The organism is Micromonospora auratinigra (genome assembly GCF_900089595.1).
GTDB classification, from domain to species: Bacteria; Actinomycetota; Actinomycetes; order Mycobacteriales; family Micromonosporaceae; genus Micromonospora; species Micromonospora auratinigra.
Genome location: NZ_LT594323.1, coordinates 2,573,089 through 2,588,732, shown reverse-complemented (window position 1 = coordinate 2,588,732; position 15,644 = coordinate 2,573,089). Strand labels below are relative to the sequence as shown.

12 protein-coding genes are annotated in these 15,644 nt (G+C 73.2%); 5 read left to right on the top strand and 7 right to left on the bottom strand.

The window, feature by feature from the left end; genetic code table 11:
* Positions 1 to 99: 99 nt before the first annotated feature.
* The 5 genes from GA0070611_RS11575 (at position 100) to GA0070611_RS11555 (ending at position 7,425) form a co-directional block, all read left to right on the top strand.
* A complete protein-coding gene (locus GA0070611_RS11575; protein WP_231921415.1) occupies positions 100 to 957 on the top strand; it encodes an FAD-dependent oxidoreductase in 858 nt (285 codons plus the stop codon).
* Between the two features lie 258 nt (positions 958 to 1,215).
* Positions 1,216 to 3,633: a ricin-type beta-trefoil lectin domain protein gene (locus GA0070611_RS11570; RefSeq protein ID WP_091662411.1), complete on the top strand. Its 2,418-nt coding sequence runs from the start codon at positions 1,216 to 1,218 to the stop codon at positions 3,631 to 3,633.
* Between the two features lie 26 nt (positions 3,634 to 3,659).
* On the top strand, positions 3,660 to 5,438 hold the full coding sequence (locus tag GA0070611_RS11565; RefSeq protein ID WP_167604422.1) for a family 43 glycosylhydrolase: 1,779 nt from the start codon (positions 3,660 to 3,662) through the stop codon (positions 5,436 to 5,438).
* A 92-nt stretch (positions 5,439 to 5,530) separates the two neighbouring features.
* Positions 5,531 to 6,646 (top strand): RICIN domain-containing protein, encoded by a 1,116-nt coding sequence (locus GA0070611_RS11560; protein WP_091662407.1) that lies wholly within the window; start codon positions 5,531 to 5,533, stop codon positions 6,644 to 6,646.
* Positions 6,647 to 6,774: 128 nt separating this feature from the next.
* Positions 6,775 to 7,425, top strand: coding sequence for a hypothetical protein (locus GA0070611_RS11555; RefSeq protein WP_167604421.1), 651 nt, complete (start codon positions 6,775 to 6,777; stop codon positions 7,423 to 7,425).
* Between the two features lie 66 nt (positions 7,426 to 7,491).
* Here the strand turns inward: GA0070611_RS11555 and GA0070611_RS11550 are convergent, their stop codons facing one another.
* The 7 genes from GA0070611_RS11550 to GA0070611_RS11520 all read right to left on the bottom strand — a co-directional run bounded on the left by GA0070611_RS11550 (position 7,492) and on the right by GA0070611_RS11520 (position 15,573).
* Positions 7,492 to 8,565 carry a glycosyltransferase family 2 protein gene (locus GA0070611_RS11550; RefSeq protein WP_231921414.1) on the bottom strand — a complete coding sequence of 358 codons (1,074 nt, stop codon included), beginning with the start codon at positions 8,563 to 8,565 and terminating at the stop codon, positions 7,492 to 7,494.
* Positions 8,566 to 8,613: 48 nt separating this feature from the next.
* Positions 8,614 to 10,398: a hypothetical protein gene (locus GA0070611_RS11545; protein ID WP_091662399.1), complete on the bottom strand. Its 1,785-nt coding sequence runs from the start codon at positions 10,396 to 10,398 to the stop codon at positions 8,614 to 8,616.
* A 313-nt stretch (positions 10,399 to 10,711) separates the two neighbouring features.
* On the bottom strand, positions 10,712 to 12,181 hold the full coding sequence (locus GA0070611_RS11540; protein WP_091662396.1) for an arabinofuranosidase catalytic domain-containing protein: 1,470 nt from the start codon (positions 12,179 to 12,181) through the stop codon (positions 10,712 to 10,714).
* Between the two features lie 316 nt (positions 12,182 to 12,497).
* Positions 12,498 to 12,998, bottom strand: a complete 501-nt coding sequence (locus GA0070611_RS11535; RefSeq protein ID WP_091662391.1) for a MauE/DoxX family redox-associated membrane protein — start codon at positions 12,996 to 12,998, stop codon at positions 12,498 to 12,500.
* A gap of 3 nt (positions 12,999 to 13,001) precedes the next feature.
* Complete coding sequence (locus tag GA0070611_RS11530; RefSeq protein WP_091662387.1) at positions 13,002 to 13,313, bottom strand: S24/S26 family peptidase; 312 nt, start codon at positions 13,311 to 13,313, stop codon at positions 13,002 to 13,004.
* A complete protein-coding gene (locus GA0070611_RS11525) occupies positions 13,310 to 15,088 on the bottom strand; it encodes an ABC transporter ATP-binding protein (protein ID WP_091662384.1) in 1,779 nt (592 codons plus the stop codon). Before GA0070611_RS11525 ends, GA0070611_RS11530 begins: the two co-directional genes overlap by 4 nt.
* Before the next feature lie 2 nt (positions 15,089 to 15,090).
* Positions 15,091 to 15,573: a hypothetical protein gene (locus tag GA0070611_RS11520; RefSeq protein ID WP_091662379.1), complete on the bottom strand. Its 483-nt coding sequence runs from the start codon at positions 15,571 to 15,573 to the stop codon at positions 15,091 to 15,093.
* Positions 15,574 to 15,644: the final 71 nt, after the last annotated feature.

Genomic DNA, 15,644 nt, shown 5'->3' with positions numbered 1-15,644 from the left:
GAGGGGAGACGACGGTGACGACGGCGGACGTGGTGGTCGTGGGTGGCGGGATCGTCGGCATGACGGCGGCGCGCACGCTCCAGCTGCGGGGGGGCCCGGGTGGCCGTGCTGACCGCCGACGATCCGGCGCGGACGGTGTCGGCCGTGGCCGCTGCGGTCTGGTACCCGAGCCACACCGAGGCGGAGCCCCGGGTGCTGCGCTGGGCCCGGGACACGCACGCCGAGCTGCGCCGCCAGGCGGCCGACGGGGTGCCCGGGGTGGTCGACCGGGCGACCCGGATGTGGCTGCGCCGCCCGTACGCCGGGCCGCCGTGGTGGGCGGACGCCTGCGGTGACCTGGTGGCCGAGCCGGCGTCCCCGCCGTACACGGCGCTGCTGCGGTTCACCGCGCCCACGGTGACGATGACCCGCTACCTGCCCTGGTTGTACCGGCAGGTCGCGGCGGACGGTGGCCGGATCGTGCGGCGCGCGCTGGACCGGCTGGGTGACGCGCACGAGTTCGCCCCCACCGTGGTCAACGCCACCGGCCTGGCCGCCGGCCGGCTCGCCGCCGACCCGGCCGTGCACCCGGTGCGCGGGCACGTCGTGCTGGTGGCGAACCCGGGCCTGACCGTCTCGGTACGCGACGAGGACGACCCGGCCGGCCTCACCTACGTGCACCCGCGGGAGCGCGACGTGGTGCTCGGCGGCACCTACCAGGTGGGGGTCGGGCACACCCGGCCGGACCCGGAGACGGCGGCGGCGATCCGGCGTCGGTGCGTCGCCCTGGTCCCGGGGCTCGCCGACGCGCCGGTGCTCGGGGAGCGGATCGGGTTGCGGCCGGCCCGGCACGGCGGGCCCCGGGTCGAGCGGGACCGGTCGGACGGCCGGCTGGTGCACGCCTACGGGCACGGCGGGTCGGGGGTGACGCTCTCCTGGGGCTGCGCGGCCGAGGTGGCGGACCTCGCCCTGAGCTGACCGGCGGGGCCTCATCCGCCCGTCGAGTAGCGGCATTATCGCCATCGATGTGTTTTAATCAGCTACGTCGATGTTATCGATAACATCACTGCCGCGAGCCACCACCACCAGCTCTTCGGGCAGCTTGAACCGCCGGGACGCGATCTCCCGACGGCGTCACCGGCTGGATGTCTGCCGTGGATGTTAGCGCTGCTATCGACCGGAATTCACCGGTGGGGCCCGCCGCGGTGCGGCGCCCTTCGCACCCGAGGAGCCGTCATGGTGGGACTCAGACAACCCGGCCGTCGTCCCCGGCCGATGGCGGCGCTGGCCGCCTCGATGCTGGCCGCCACCGCCCTGGTGGCGGTGACCGCCGGCCCCGCGCGGGCCGCCACGTCGATCACCGTCAACGGCACCTCCGGCGGGCACACCTTCGACGGGGTGGGCGCGGTCAGCGGCGGCGGCGGCAACAGCGGGCTGCTCATCGACTATCCCGAGCCGCAGCGGGGCCAGATCCTGGACTACCTGTTCAAGCCCGGCTACGGCGCCGCCCTGCAGATCCTCAAGGTGGAGATGGGCGGGGACACCAACTCGACCAGCGGCGCCGAGCCCAGCCACGAGCACGCCCGCGGTGATCTCAACTGCAACCGCGGCTACGAGTGGTGGATCATGGAGCAGGCCAAGGCCCGCAACCCCGCCATCAAGCTGGCGGCGCTGCCGTGGGGCGCCCCGGGCTGGATCGGCAACGGCACGTTCATGTCCCAGGACATGATCAATTACTTCGTGGACTGGCTGGGCTGCGCCAGGCAGCACAACCTGACCATGGACTACATCACCGCCGCGCAGAACGAGAAGCTGACCGACGCCAACTGGACCATCAACCTGCGCAGCGCGCTCAACAACAACGGCTACGGCGCTGTGAAGATCATCTACGGGGACGACTACCCGGGCAGCTGGAACCCGGCCAACGCGGTGGCGAGCAACACCACCCTGCGCAACAGCATCGACGTGCTCAGCGGCCACTACCCGTGCGGCTACCTCAGCGCGCAGACCTCGTGCTCGGTGTCGTCGACCGCGGCCGGCACCGGCAAGACGCTCTGGGACAGCGAGGGCGGCTCCCAGGACTACAACGACGGCGCGAAGCCACTGGCCCGGGGCATCAACCGCGGCTACATCGACGGTCGGATGGTCGCCTACCTCAACTGGGACCTGATCGCGGCGATCACCCCGAACCTGCCGTGGGCCACCGTCGGCCTGATCCTGGCCAACCAGCCCTGGTCCGGCTGGTACGCCGTCGGCAAGGACACCTGGGCGCTGGCGCACACCACCCAGTTCACCGCGCCCGGCTGGAAGTACCTGGACTCCGCCAGCGGCTACCTCGGCGGCAACCGCGCCAACGGCAGCTACGTCTCGCTGAAGTCGCCGAACAACACCGACTACAGCACGATCATCGAGACGATGGACGCCACCAGCGCCCAGCAGCTCACCGTCACCGTCACCGGCGGCCTCTCCACCGGCCCGGTGCACGTCTGGGCGACCAACCTCAACTCCGGCAACACCGCCGACCACTTCGTGCACACCACCGACCTGACCCCGTCGGGCGGGAGCTTCTCGCTGACCGTGCAGCCCGGCTACCTCTACAGCCTCACCACCACCACCGGCCCACAGAAGGGCACCGCGACCAGCCCGCCGCAGGGCTCGCTCGGCCTGCCGTACCGCGACGACTTCGACAGCTACGCCACCGGCCGGATGCCGAAGTACCTGCAGGACATGCAGGGCGCCTTCGAGACCGTCGGCTGCGGCGGCGGCCGCGCCGGCACCTGCCTGCGCCAGATGTCGCCGCAGGCCCCCATCACCTGGAAGACCCTCGCCGACCCGGCGACCTACGGCGGGAACCTGAGCTGGGGCAACTACACCGTCTCCGCCGACGTCCTGCTGGAGAAGGCCGGCTACGCCCAACTGGAGGGCCACGTCGGCAGCACCAACCTCGATCCCATCGGCCGCTACAACGCGTACTTCCTGCGGGTCACCGACACCGGGTCCTGGTCGATCCTGCGCAACAACACCGCCGGGCAGCTCACCACGCTGCGCAGCGGCACGGTCGCGGCGCTCGGCACCAACCGCTGGCACGCCCTCTCGCTCGGCTTCGCCGGCAGCACCATCACCGCCACCGTGGACGGCGCGACGGTCGGCACCGCGAGCGACGCCACCTTCGGCACCGGCCAGGTCGGCTTCGGCACCAGCCAGGGCGAGACCGCACAGTTCGACAACCTCGCCGTGCTGGCCGGCCCCGGCGGTGACCCCGGCGGCATCACCAACGTGGTGCGCAACACCGCCTCCGGCCGCTGCCTGGACGTGCCCAACCAGTCCCAGACCAACGGCACCCAGGTGACGCTCTGGGACTGCAACGGCGGCGCGAACCAGCAGTGGACCTCCACCGGCGGCAAGCAGCTCCAGGTGTACGGCAGCAAGTGCCTGGACGCCAACGCGCAGGGCACCACGCCCGGCACCAAGGTGATCATCTGGGACTGCAACGGCGGCACCAACCAGCAGTGGAACCTCAACGGCGACGGCACCGTCACCGGCGTCCAGTCCGGCCTCTGCCTCGCCCCCAACGGCGGCGCGACCGCCAACAGCACACCGATCGTGCTGGCCACCTGCACCGGTGGCAACGACCAGAAGTGGAGCCGGAGCTGATGGCCGGCCGGACGAGGGGAGAACTGATGACGGTCGCGCGCCCCGCACGGGGCAGCCGCCGGGCCGGGCGGTGGACGGCCCTGATCGTGAGCCTGCTGGCGGTGCTGGGGTCGTTCGCGGCCCCGGCCCGGGCGGACAACCCGATCGTGCAGACGATCTACACGGCCGACCCGGCGCCGCTGGTGTACAACGGCCGCGTCTACCTCTACACCGGCCACGACGAGGACAACTCGACCTGGTTCACGATGAAGGAGTGGCGGGTCTGGTCCTCCGACGACATGGTGAACTGGACCGACCACGGCTCGCCGCTCAACCTCGCCACCTTCAGCTGGGCCAGCAAGGACGCCTGGGCCGGCCAGGCGATCCAGCGCAACGGCAAGTTCTACTGGTACGTGCCGATGACGGTCCGCGCGACCGGGCAGATGGGCATCGGGGTGGCGGTCGCCGACAGCCCGACCGGGCCGTTCCGCGACGCCATCGGGCACCCGCTGGTGAGCAACGGTGAGATCGACCCGACGGTCTTCATCGACGACGACGGCCAGGCGTACCTGTACTGGGGCAACCCGCACCTGTGGTACGTGAAGCTGAACGCGGACATGGTCTCGTACGCCGGCAGCCCGACCCAGATTCCGTTGACCACGGCCGGCTTCGGCACCCGGACCGGCGACGCGAACCGCCCGACGCTGTTCGAGGAAGGGCCGTGGGTCTACAAGCGCAACGGCCTGTACTACCTGGTCTACGCGGCCAAGTGCTGCTCGGAGTTCATCGCCTACTCCACCGCCCCGGGCCCGCTCGGGCCCTGGACCTACCGCGGCACGGTGATGCCGACGCAGGGCAGCAGCTTCACCAACCACCCCGGGATCGTCGACTTCAAGGGCGGGTCGTACTTCTTCTACCACAACGGCGCGCTGCCCGGCGGCGGCGGATTCACCCGGTCGGTGGCGGTGGAGAAGTTCTCCTACGGCGCGGACGGCTCGATCCCGACCATCACCATGACCGCCACCGGCGCCCCGCAGGTCGGCACGCTGAACCCGTACGTCCGGCAGGAGGCCGAGACCATCGCCTGGGAGTCCGGGGTGGAGACCGAGGCGGCCTCCGGCGGCGGCATGGACGTCGGCTGGATCGAGAACGGCGACCACCTCAAGGTCAAGGGGGTGGGCTTCGGCACCGGTGCCGCCTCCTACACCGCCCGGGTGGCGTCCGGCGCGTCCGGGGGCACCATCGAGCTGCGGCTGGACAGCGCCACCGGCCCCCTGGTGGGCACCTGCCGAGTGGCCGGCACCGGCGGCTGGCAGACGTGGACCGACACCACCTGCCCGGTCAGTGGCGCCACCGGCACCCGGGACCTGTACCTGCGCTTCACCGGCGGCAGCGGCTACCTGTTCAACCTCGACAACTGGCGGTTCAGCCCGGTCGGCAGCACGCCGCCCCCCACCCCGCCGCCGAGCAGCCCGCCGCCGTCGGCCAGCCCGTCACCGACCCCGCCGCCGAGCAGCCCGCCGCCGGCCGGCGGGGCCTGCACCGCCAGCTACCGCACCACCAACACCTGGTCCGGCGGCTTCCAGGCCGAGGTCACCGTGACCGCCGGCAGCGCGCCGATCAAGGGCTGGGCCGTGCAGTGGACGCTGAGCGGCGGGCAGAGCGTCAGCCAGGTGTGGAGCGGCACCCTGAGCACCAGCGGCACGACGGCGACCGTGCGCGACGTGTCGTACAACGGGGCGCTGGCCGCCGGCGGCTCGACCACCTTCGGCTTCCTGGCCAACGGTCCGACGTCGAACCCCGCGCTCACCTGCACCGCGTCCTGACTCCACCTCGGGCGGACACCCGCCCGACCCTCCCGCCCGGTGGGTGGCGCGTACCTCGTCACCCGCCGGGCGACCGACCGAGAGGAACAGTCATGCGAGCAATGACACGGTGGTTCACCGCGGCGGCCGCGCTGGCCGTCGTGGTCGCCGGCGTGGTGGCCCCGGCCGGCCCGGCGAGCGCCGAGTCGAACGGCGGGACGCGGGTGATGCCGTTGGGAGACTCGATCACCGAGGGCACCCAGGTGCCCGGCGGTTACCGGATCGGGCTGTGGCAGCGCCTGGCCGCCGGCCGCTACACCACCGACTTCGTGGGTTCCCAGTTCAACGGCCCGGCCAGCCTCGGTGACCACGACCACGAGGGTCACCCCGGCTGGCGCATCGACCAGATCGACGCCAACATCACCGGCTGGCTCAACACCTACCGGCCGCACACCGTGCTGCTGCACATCGGCACCAACGACATCCTGCAGAACTACAACGTCTCCGGCGCGCCCAACCGGCTCTCCACCCTGATCGACCACATCACCGCCACCGTCCCCACCGCCGAGGTGTTCGTCGCCCAGCTCACCCCGCTGGCCAACAGCGGGCAGGAGGCCGCGGTACGCACCTTCAACGCCGCGATCCCGGGCATCGTGCAGGGCAAGGCCACCGCCGGCAAGCACGTGCACCTGGTCGACATGCACAGCGCCGTCGGCACCGGCGACCTGATCGACGGCATCCACCCCACCGCCACCGGCTACGACAAGATGGCCGCCGTCTGGTTCACCGCCCTGCAGGCCGTACCGGGCAGCATCGGCACCCCCGGCGGCACCGGCGGCACGACCGGCCAGCTCGTCGGCGTGCAGTCCGGCCGCTGCGTCGACGTGCCGGGCGGCAGCACCACCAACGGCACCCAGGTGCAGCTCTACGACTGCTGGAGCGGCACCATGCAGCGCTGGACGTACACCGCCAACCGGCAGTTGCAGGTGTACGGCAGCAAGTGCCTGGACGCCGAGGGCGCGGGCACCGCGAACGGCACCCGCGTGATCATCTGGGACTGCACCGGCGCGGCCAACCAGCAGTGGGTGCTCAACGCCAACGGCACCATCAGCGGGGTGGCCTCCGGCCGCTGCCTGGACGCGGCCAACTGGGGCACCGCCAACGGCACGAAGATCAACCTCTGGGACTGCCACGGCGGCACCAACCAGCAGTGGACCCTGCGTCCCTGAACCTGCCCGCGCCTGGTCGATCATGAGGTTGGCGGCGAAGCGGATCGCCCTGACTGCCGCCAACCTCATGATCGACGCGAGTCGGGCCGGTCGTTGCGAGGGCCGGGGGAACAGGGCACGGTAGGGGGATGACGGGTACGACCGGGGGGCCGTTGGTGGGGGACACGACGCCGCGCCGAGCGATCCACGTGCGGGCGCACCGCTGGCTGGTGATCGTGGGGGCGGTCCTCACCGGCGTCGCCCTTCTGCTGCTGTCGCTCCTGCCGGACGTGCCCGCCGAGGTGGGTGCGGTGACGGCGTGGGTCGAACGCGGTCACTCGTTGCTGTCGTGGAGCGACGAGCTGCTGTTCTTCGCGGTCATCTGCTGGGGAGCCGGCGCGCGCGGCCTCGTCGGCGCGCGGGAGGCCGGACCGTCGGTGCGGATCAGCGTGGGAGGGACCGCTCTCGCGGTTGCCCTCGTCGCGCTCGTCGTCGTACTGCTCGCGGTGGGGCGTCTGGTCTACCCGGTGTTCGGGATCCACCTGTCGGCCGAGGTGGTGGCCCTGGTCGTCAGCGCGACGTTCGGCGCCCTGCACCTGGCGTTGCTCGGTTTCGCCGTCGCCGCGGTCGCGCTCGGCTGGTCGACCCGCGCCGGACTGACGGGGCGAGCTGTCGGCATCATCGCCGCAGCCGCATTCGTCCTGGGCTCCTTCCCCTGGCTGACACCGCACTGGTGGAACTCCGCGGTCGCGGTCCTGGTCGCCGGATGGGCGACCTTCCTCGCCCTGGCCGGCGACTAGCTGCGGTTGCACCGCTGGTTGGCGCCGTCGCCGGTCCGGAGCTGGACCTTCGCCGGGGCGCCCCGATCAGCCCGGGTCGCGGGTCATCGACTCGTCGGCGGTCCGCCGCGGTGCACGGCGACGCGACCGGTCCTCGCGGGGCGGCACGATCCGCCGGCCCCGGTCGGCCGGCGGGGCCGGTCGGGTCGGCCGGCGGGCCGCCTCGCCGGCCTCCGCGACCACCAGTTCGGTCTCCTGCACCAGGTAGTGCGGCCGGCGCTTGGTCTCGTAGTAGATCCGGCCGATGTACTCGCCGATCACGCCCAGCAGCATCATCTGGATGCCGCCCAGGCCGATCACGCTGACGATGATGGTGGTGTACCCCGGGACGTCGATGCCCTTCTCGACCGCGTCGGCGACCACCCAGGCCATGTAGGCCACCGCGATCAGGGTGAGGAACAGGCCGCCGTAGATCGCCAGGCGCAGCGGGCGGTTGTTGAACGACAGCAGGCCGTCGAAGGCGTAGTTGAACAGCTTGCCGAACGTCCACCTGCTCCGGCCCGCCTGTCGGCTCTCGTTGTGGTGGGCGACCACCGCGGTGCGGAACCCGATCCAGGAGAACAGGCCCTTGGAGAACCGGTTGTACTCCGGCATCGCCAGCACCGCGTCCACCGCGAGCCGGGACAGCAGCCGGTAGTCACCGGCCCCGTCCAGCAGCCGCACGTCGATCCACCAGTTGACCAGGCGGTAGAAGGACCGCGAGGCGAGCGTCCGGACGAAGCGGTCGCCACGCCGGTCCCGGCGGGCGATCACCTGGTCGAACCCCTGCCGGTACAGACCCACCATCTCCGGCAGCAGCCGGGGCGGGTGCTGGAGGTCGGCGTCCATGATGACGACGGCGTCCCCGGTGGCCCGCTCCAGGCCGGCGAGCATCGCCGCCTCCTTGCCGAAGTTGCGGCTCAGCGACGTGTAGCAGACGGTCGGGTCGGCGGCGGCGAGCCGGCGCAGCGCCGCGAGGGTGCCGTCCTCGCTGCCGTCGTCGACGTACACCACCTCGACGTCCACGTCGGACAGCTCGGCCAGCGCGGTGCTCAGCGTCCGGTGCAGCCGCTCCACCGAGGCTTCCTCGTTGAAGCAGGGCACCACCACGGACAGGCGCACCGCGCTCACCCGGCCCGGTCCGGCCGGCGGGGGCCGGTCCCGGCCCGCTCAGAGGTGGTAGACCAGCACGCCATCGCGATCCTCCCGGGTGATGCCCAGTCCGTCCACCGGGCGGGCGGCGATGTTCTCCCACGGGGTGCCCGCCGCGCGGCTCGGCACCGCCACCACCGACCGCACGCCGATCCCGCGCAGGTACGCCACGCTGCCCGCGTCGGGGAACGAGGCCACCGCGGCCCGGGTCTGTGCCTGGCTGACCGGCTCGAACCCGGCCAGCCCGTTGGTCACCCGCGGGAACCCGTCGGTGCTCCACAGCATGTACGTCAGGTCGCCCACCCCACCGGCGGGCAGCACCAGCAGCGGCTCCCGCGCGGACCCCAGCGCGGCCGGCGGTCGGGGCACCTCCGGGTGCGGGGTCCGGTTGACCCCCTCCAGCGTCACCATGGCCAGCGGCACCAGCAGCAGCACCGGCGCGAGGACCCGGGTCCAGCGCCGGGCGACGGAGCGCGCCGAGGACTCCGCCAGCGCGGTCACCAACCCGGCGGCCAGCACCGCCAGCAGCAGGCTGGTCCAGTGCATCATCCGCCCGGGCGTCCTCAGCGCGTCCCAGCCGGGCAGGTGCGTGGAGAGCGTCACGTAGCCGGGATCGCCGTCACCGCCGAGGGTGGTGCCCAGCCCCAGCAGCACCGTGACGAGCACGCCGAGCCCCAACGCGACCCGGTAGCGCACCCGGTACACCGAGACGAAGAGCCCCGCCCCGGCCAGCCCGAGCACCGTCATCCCCGGCAGCAACGCCATCTCCGGCGGCCAGGAGAGCTGCTCGCGGGCGGCGGCGTGCGCGTCGCCCCACAGCCACGAGTCCGCGGGCGCGGTGACGAACCCGATCAGCGGCGGGGAGAACATCTTCGTCCACTCGAGCCCGCGGTGGGCCTGCGGATTGAGGTCGACGACGTGCAGGTAGACCAGGCCGAGCAGCAGCGTCACCGTGCCGAAGGCGGCGCCCCCGACCAGGTCCGCCAGCAACAGCCGCCGGCCGAACGGGAGCCGTTCCCTCTTCCGCCACCAGGACCAGCCGTAGCCGGCGGCGGCCACCAGCACCGCGGCCAGCAGGAAGTAGACCAGCGGCAGCCCGATGCCGAAGCCCAGGCTGACCTGCCAGGCGGCGACGAGCCAGCCGGCGAGCGCCCACCCGGGCCGGCGCCGCTCCGGCCGGTACCCGTCGCGCAGCGACCAGCCGTGGCCCCGGGCCAGCATCGCCAGGCAGAGCGCGATCCCGCCGCTGGAGAGGATGTTCAGGTGGCCGGAGTGGGCCAGGCGCCACGGCGCGAACGCCCACGCCACCCCGGCGACCGCGCCGCCCCACCGGCCCGCCCCGAGCTGCCGCACCAGCGCGTACGCGCCGACGAACGCCAGCGCGTGCAGCAGCACGTAGAGCACGTTGTAGCGGACCACGGCGGCGGCGAAGCCGTCCCCGAGCATCCCGGCCGGGGCGTACCCGAGCAGGGTGTCGCTGTAGGCGTAGGTGTAGGTCTCCGGGTAGAACGTGTTGGAGTTCCACAGCCCGGCCGGGTCGGTGAGCAGGGCGTGCCCCGCCCAGGCGACCTGCCACGCCTGGAGCGTGGGGTCGCCGAGGTCACCGGGGATGGTGCTGGCGGGGTGGCGCAGGGTCGGCCAGGTGAGCGCCACCGCCAGCAGCACACCGGCCACCGACGCCCAGATCCACTCGGGCGGGATCGCGAAGCGCCTGCCGCGCTCACCGGGGCCCGGGATGGCGGGGGCGGGTTCGGGGCCCGCGATCTCGCCGGTGCGACCGGTGTCGCTCGACCGGATGTTCATGGAATGCATGCTCCCCACTGCGAACTGTCTTGTCGATCAGGCGCCCGGACGGTGTGCCGAGGCAGGAGAGGCCCGCCCGGGGGCCGCCTGCCGGTGTGGCCGGACACGTCGAGGACGCGGACGCTGCCCGGGCGTCCGCGGCGCGCGGCGAAAGGCTCCCGCAGCAGTGGCGCAGGTGCTCGGTAACATAGTCGTACGCCGATGAGGTCGCAATCGGCTGCCCGGTCCGCGTCCGATCCCGCGCGGTTCGTCGTACCGGCCCGTCCGGCCCGGCGGCCGCCGCCCCCGGTCGGGAGGCGGCGGCCGGGTGGGCTCAGCGGTAGCCGGCGGCCACCACGTTTGCCTGTACGGCGTTCTCGGTCGCGTCCGAGGGGTAGCCGGCCACCACGGCCCCCTCGTAGAAGGTGCCGACGCTCTGGTTCTTGTTGTCGATGCAGCAGTCGCCGCCACTGCCCAGGATGATCGCGCCCTGCTTCTTCATCGGGCTGTAGCCGTTGGGCAGCGACCCGTCGTAGAGCGTGTAGAGGCTGCCGGACTGGGCGTTGCTGCCCTTGATGGCGAACCGGGAGGTGCCGTTGTTCTTCAGCGTGGCGGTGACGAACTTGCTGGTGAAGGCCCGCTGGTTGGAGTTCCAGGACTGGCTGCCACCGGGGTAGAGGCCCCATTCGAGGTCGGCCTGCACCCACGGCCCGGTGCCGGAGCAGCCACCGAACCAGCAGCTGGTGCTGAAGTTGATCGCATCCATCGCCCCGGCCCCGTCGGCCCGGCGGGTGGTCTCGCTGTTGCCGTAGTCGAAGCAGCAGCCGCTGTTGACGTGGGTGCCGCTGGTGACCATGTACATGCCCTCGGGCGCGCTGCCGGTGGGTACGCCGCTCAGGTGCCCGTCGCGCCAGTAGCTGCTGTTGCCCGGGATGTAGAGCGAGTACGCCTTGGCGCCGCCGACCGTGATCGCCTCGCGGTTCGCCGTCGCCGGCTGGACCGCGCCCCCGATACCACCGGCTCCCTGGTAGCCGAGGTTGTTGCCCCGGCCGGACTGGTCGTAGATCCAGGTGATCACGCAGGTGGTGTTGGCGCAGAAGGTGTCCTGGGCGGCCGCGTCGGCCGGGCCGCCGGCGGTACGGGCGCCGATGTCGCGGGTGGCGTTGTCGGAGGAGCGGCGCACCTGGTAGAGCCGGCCGCCGTAGGTGCGGTACAGCGCCCGGGTGGTGCTGTGCGCGGCCACGCAGGGGGTGCCCCCGGCGGCGTAGATGTCACAGGGTCCGTCGCCGGTCGACGGCGGCGGGGTGGTCGGCGGGGGCGTGCTGGGCGGCGGAGTGCTCGGCGGCGGCGTGCTGGGCGGCGGGCTGCTGGGTGGGGTGCTGGTACCGCCGGTGCAGGTGACGCCGTTGAGGGTGAAGGTGGTGGGGATCGCGCCGGTGCCGGTGCCGTTGAAGCCGAAGCTGGTGGTGCCGCCGGTGGGGATGCTTCCGTTGTAGGAGACGTTGGTGGCGGTGGCGGTGGTGCCGCTCTGGGTGATGGTGGCGTTCCAGTACTGGGTGACGGTTTCTCCGGCGGTGAAGTTCCAGGTGAGTCGCCAGTTGGTGATCGGGTCGCCGAGGTTGGTGACGACGACGGTGGCGCCGAAACCGCCGGGCCAGGTCGAGGGGACGGTGTAGCTGACGGCGCAGCCGGTGGTGGCGGCGGAGGCGAGCGGGGTGCCGGTGAGTCCGGCGGCGGTGACGGTGAGCGCGGCGACGGCGGCGATCAACGCCCCTCGCCGGCCGGCGTGGCTGGTGGGTCGCAAGAGGGACCTCCCGGTCCGTGAGTGCTCAGGGGGTGGCGTGCGCCCGGGCCGTCGACACGGCCCAGTGCCGCGCGAGCGGCGTGGCGCTCAGCGATGACGCCCGCTGTCGGCGGTGATGCCTCCGGTCGCGCGAGGTGACCGCCCGGCCGGCCTCGTCCCCGCGGTGACCGGCGCGGGACCGGGCCGGTCTGCCCTGGACCGGCGGCGGTGCGCCGGTGGCGCGCTCCCGGTGCCCGCACGCGGCGGGACATCGACGATGTTCACGTTAACATCGGGCCGCTGCCGAGGGAAGGACCGGCGCGGCGGCGCCGCCCTCTCAGCTCCGCACCGACGAGCCGAACAGGTACCGCAGCTCGTCGAGCAGGACGACCAGCGCCCCGACGAGCAGCGCGGCCGCGACGGTGAGCAGCGCGCCGTCGGGGCGTACCGGCCCGGCCGGGGCCAGCGCGCCGGCGACCGCGCAGCCGACCAGGAACAGGTTGCGCCACACGTGGTGCCGGCCCAGCGGCGCGGCGCTCCGGCCGAAACACCGGCAGGTAGCCCCGCCCCGGCGCAGGTTACGGACGATCGCCACGGTGAAGGCGAGCAGCAGCGCCGCCGAGAGGGCGAACCCGGCCGGTGGGAGCAGCGCGAGCAGGGCCACGGCGGTGAACTCGGCGGCGACCACGGCCGCGGCGAGCGGGCCCTCCGGGCGGCAGCCCAGGTCGCGTACCGAGCGGGTGAACTCGCGGTACGCGGCCCGGCCGCTGACCTTGCCGACCGCCGCCGCCAGCAGGACCGTGCCGAGCAGCACCCGGGCCCCGATCTCGACGTACACCTGTCATCGCCTCCCTACGGCCACGCCGAGGACCGCCGCCGGGGGCACCGCCCCGAAGTGCCGGGAGTCCTGGCTGTGGGTGTTGTCCCCGCGTACCGTGACGGCGCCGTCGGGCCCGACCCGCTGCACCCGCTTGACCATCCAGGTCAGGTCGGCGTCCGGGACGACCGCACGGGCCCGGAAGACGACCAGGTCCCCGGCGGCCGGGACCCGGCCGACCCGGACCACGAGCCGCTCGCCGTCGCGCAGCGTCGGCGCCATGCTGTGCCCGCGGACCACCACCAGCCGCCACCGGCGGCGCAGCCAGCCGGTCACGACGCCGCCAACTGGTAGCCGTCGGCCTGCAGGCGGAACAGCCGGGCGTACTCGCCGTCGGCCGTCATCAGCTCGTCGTGCGTGCCCGACTCGACGACCCGTCCGGCGTCGAGCACGACGATGCGCCGCGCGTCGCGCAGGGTGCTGAGCCGGTGCGAGATCAGCAGCCCGGTGCGGCCCTGCCGGAGCCGGGCCAACGATGCGTGCACCCGGGTCTCGGCGTCGGCGTCGAGCCCGGAGCTGGGCTCGTCCAGGACCAGCAGGTCGGCGTCGGCGCGCATCAGGGAACGGGCCAGGGCGACCCGCTGCCACTGCCCACCGGAGAGCGCCACCCCCGGCTCGCCGTCCTGACCGGCGAAGGTCCGGCTGAGCAGGGTGGCGTACCCGTGGGGGAGGGCGCGCAGCCGGTCGTGGATCTCGGCCCGCGCGGCGGCCTGCTCGACCTGCTCGCTCGTGTGCGGCAGCCGGCCGATGCCGACGTTCTCCGCCGCGGTGAGGTCGTAGCACATGAAGTCCTGGAACACCGCCCCCATCCGCCGGCGTACGGTCTCGACCCGCAGCTCGCGCAGGTCCACCCCGTCCCAGGTGATCCGCCCGCGGTCCGGGTCGTAGAACCGGCAGAGCAGCTTGACCAGAGTGCTCTTGCCGGCGCCGTTGAGGCCGACGAGCCCCACGGCCTGCCCGGCGGGAATGGTCAGGTCGAGGCCCCGCAGCACCCAGGGGCCGCCCTCGTCGTAGCGGAACCACACGTCCTCGAACCGGATCCCGGTGCGCAGCGGCGGCGTCGTCCGGGTGCCGTCGACGAGATCGGCGGGGCTGTCGAGCACGGCGACGTAGTGCCGGAACAGCCGCAGCGCCGCGCCGACCTCGCCGAGCTGGCCGGCGATGCCGGCCAGGCCGCCCTGCGCCGCGCCGAACGCGGCCAGCACGAGGGTGAGGTCGCCGAGGCTGAGCCGGCCGCGCACCGCCGCGCCCACCGCGACCACCGTGGCGACCAGGGTGACCGCCGAGCCGGCCAGCGCCCAGCCGCCCTGCACCAGGGTGGCGTGTCGGGCGGCGTCCAGCTCGATCCGGCCCGCCGCCCGCACCGCCCCGGTGAGCCGGTCGTGGAAGAACCGACCCAGCTGGAACAGGCGTACCTCCCGGGCGGCGCGCAGGTCGGTCAGGACCGTCTGGAACAGCAGCCGTGCCCGGAACAGGCCGGCGCTGTCCTCCACCGCCCGCGCCGCCCGCCGGGACAGTCGCAGCTGGATGAGGAACTCCGGGCCGGCCACGGCGAGCAACAGCAGGCCGGCCGGCGGCCACAGCGACGCCAGGATCGCGGCGAAACCGCCGATGGTGACGACGTTCTGGGCCACGTTGACCACGAACAGCACGACCGCGTACGGCGCCTGGTCGGCGGCCTGCTGGGCGAGTGCCAGCCGGTCGCGCAGGGCCGGCTGCTCGAACGGCCCCAGCCCGAGGAAGCTGTTCAGTTTCCGGTACAGCCGGGCGTCGGCGGCGATCGTGATGGCCTGCTGCAGCACCGCGGTGACGTAGCCGGAGAGCCGGTTGGCGATCGCCGCCAGCGCCGCCAGCCCGGCGATCGCCACCGCGTACCAGGTCGCGGTGGACGGGCTGGCCGCGCGGCCCCGGCCGACCTCGTCGAAGAGCAGCTTGGTGAACCAGGCGATGCCGATCGACGGCGCCGCCCCGACGAGGACCAGCACGACCATCGCGGCGAGCGCCCCCGGCGCGGCGCAGCCCAGCCGCAGCGCGGCCCGCAGCGTGGCCACGGTCAGGCCAGGACCGGCAGCTGGTGGCCGGCGTCGACGACGACGCCGTCGACCACCGACAGCACGGCCGGGAACCCCTTGACCCGCAGCTCCTTCTCGGCGAGCGGCTCGGACATGGTCACCGTGTCGAAGTCGGCGAGCCGGTCGGCCATCGCGGCCGTCTCCGCCGGCGTGCCGATCATGGCGACGAGGGTGCCGTGCCGGTAGCGTGCCGCGTCGGTGGTGAGGGCGTCCAGCACGTCCCGGCACGGCGGGCAGGTCGGGGTCAGCAGGACCACGGTGCGGCGTCCGGTGGCCAGGTCGGCGAGGGGGAAGCCGCTGACGTCCAGGCCCGGGGCGGGCAGCACCTCGGGGACCGGTTCACCGTCGTGGGCGTGACCGGCCTGCACCTCGCGCAGCCGGCGGGCCAGCGCCAGGGTCAGGACGAGATTGAGGACGGCGACCGCGCCGACGAGGGCGACGGCGGCGTAGACGAAACCGGGCATGGGGGCTCCTCGGCGAGTTCGGGGGAGGGTGGGGCCGCGCCGGTCGGCGCGGCCCCGGGCGGATCGTCAGG

Coding starts and splice junctions, on each gene's coding strand:
- GA0070611_RS11570 (WP_091662411.1), top strand. CDS start 1,216: ATGGTGGGACTCAGACAACCCGGCCGTCGTCCCCGGCCGATGGCGGCG.
- GA0070611_RS11565 (WP_167604422.1), top strand. CDS start 3,660: ATGACGGTCGCGCGCCCCGCACGGGGCAGCCGCCGGGCCGGGCGGTGG.
- GA0070611_RS11560 (WP_091662407.1), top strand. CDS start 5,531: ATGCGAGCAATGACACGGTGGTTCACCGCGGCGGCCGCGCTGGCCGTC.
- GA0070611_RS11555 (WP_167604421.1), top strand. CDS start 6,775: ATGACGGGTACGACCGGGGGGCCGTTGGTGGGGGACACGACGCCGCGC.
- GA0070611_RS11545 (WP_091662399.1), bottom strand. CDS start 10,398: ATGAACATCCGGTCGAGCGACACCGGTCGCACCGGCGAGATCGCGGGC.
- GA0070611_RS11520 (WP_091662379.1), bottom strand. CDS start 15,573: ATGCCCGGTTTCGTCTACGCCGCCGTCGCCCTCGTCGGCGCGGTCGCC.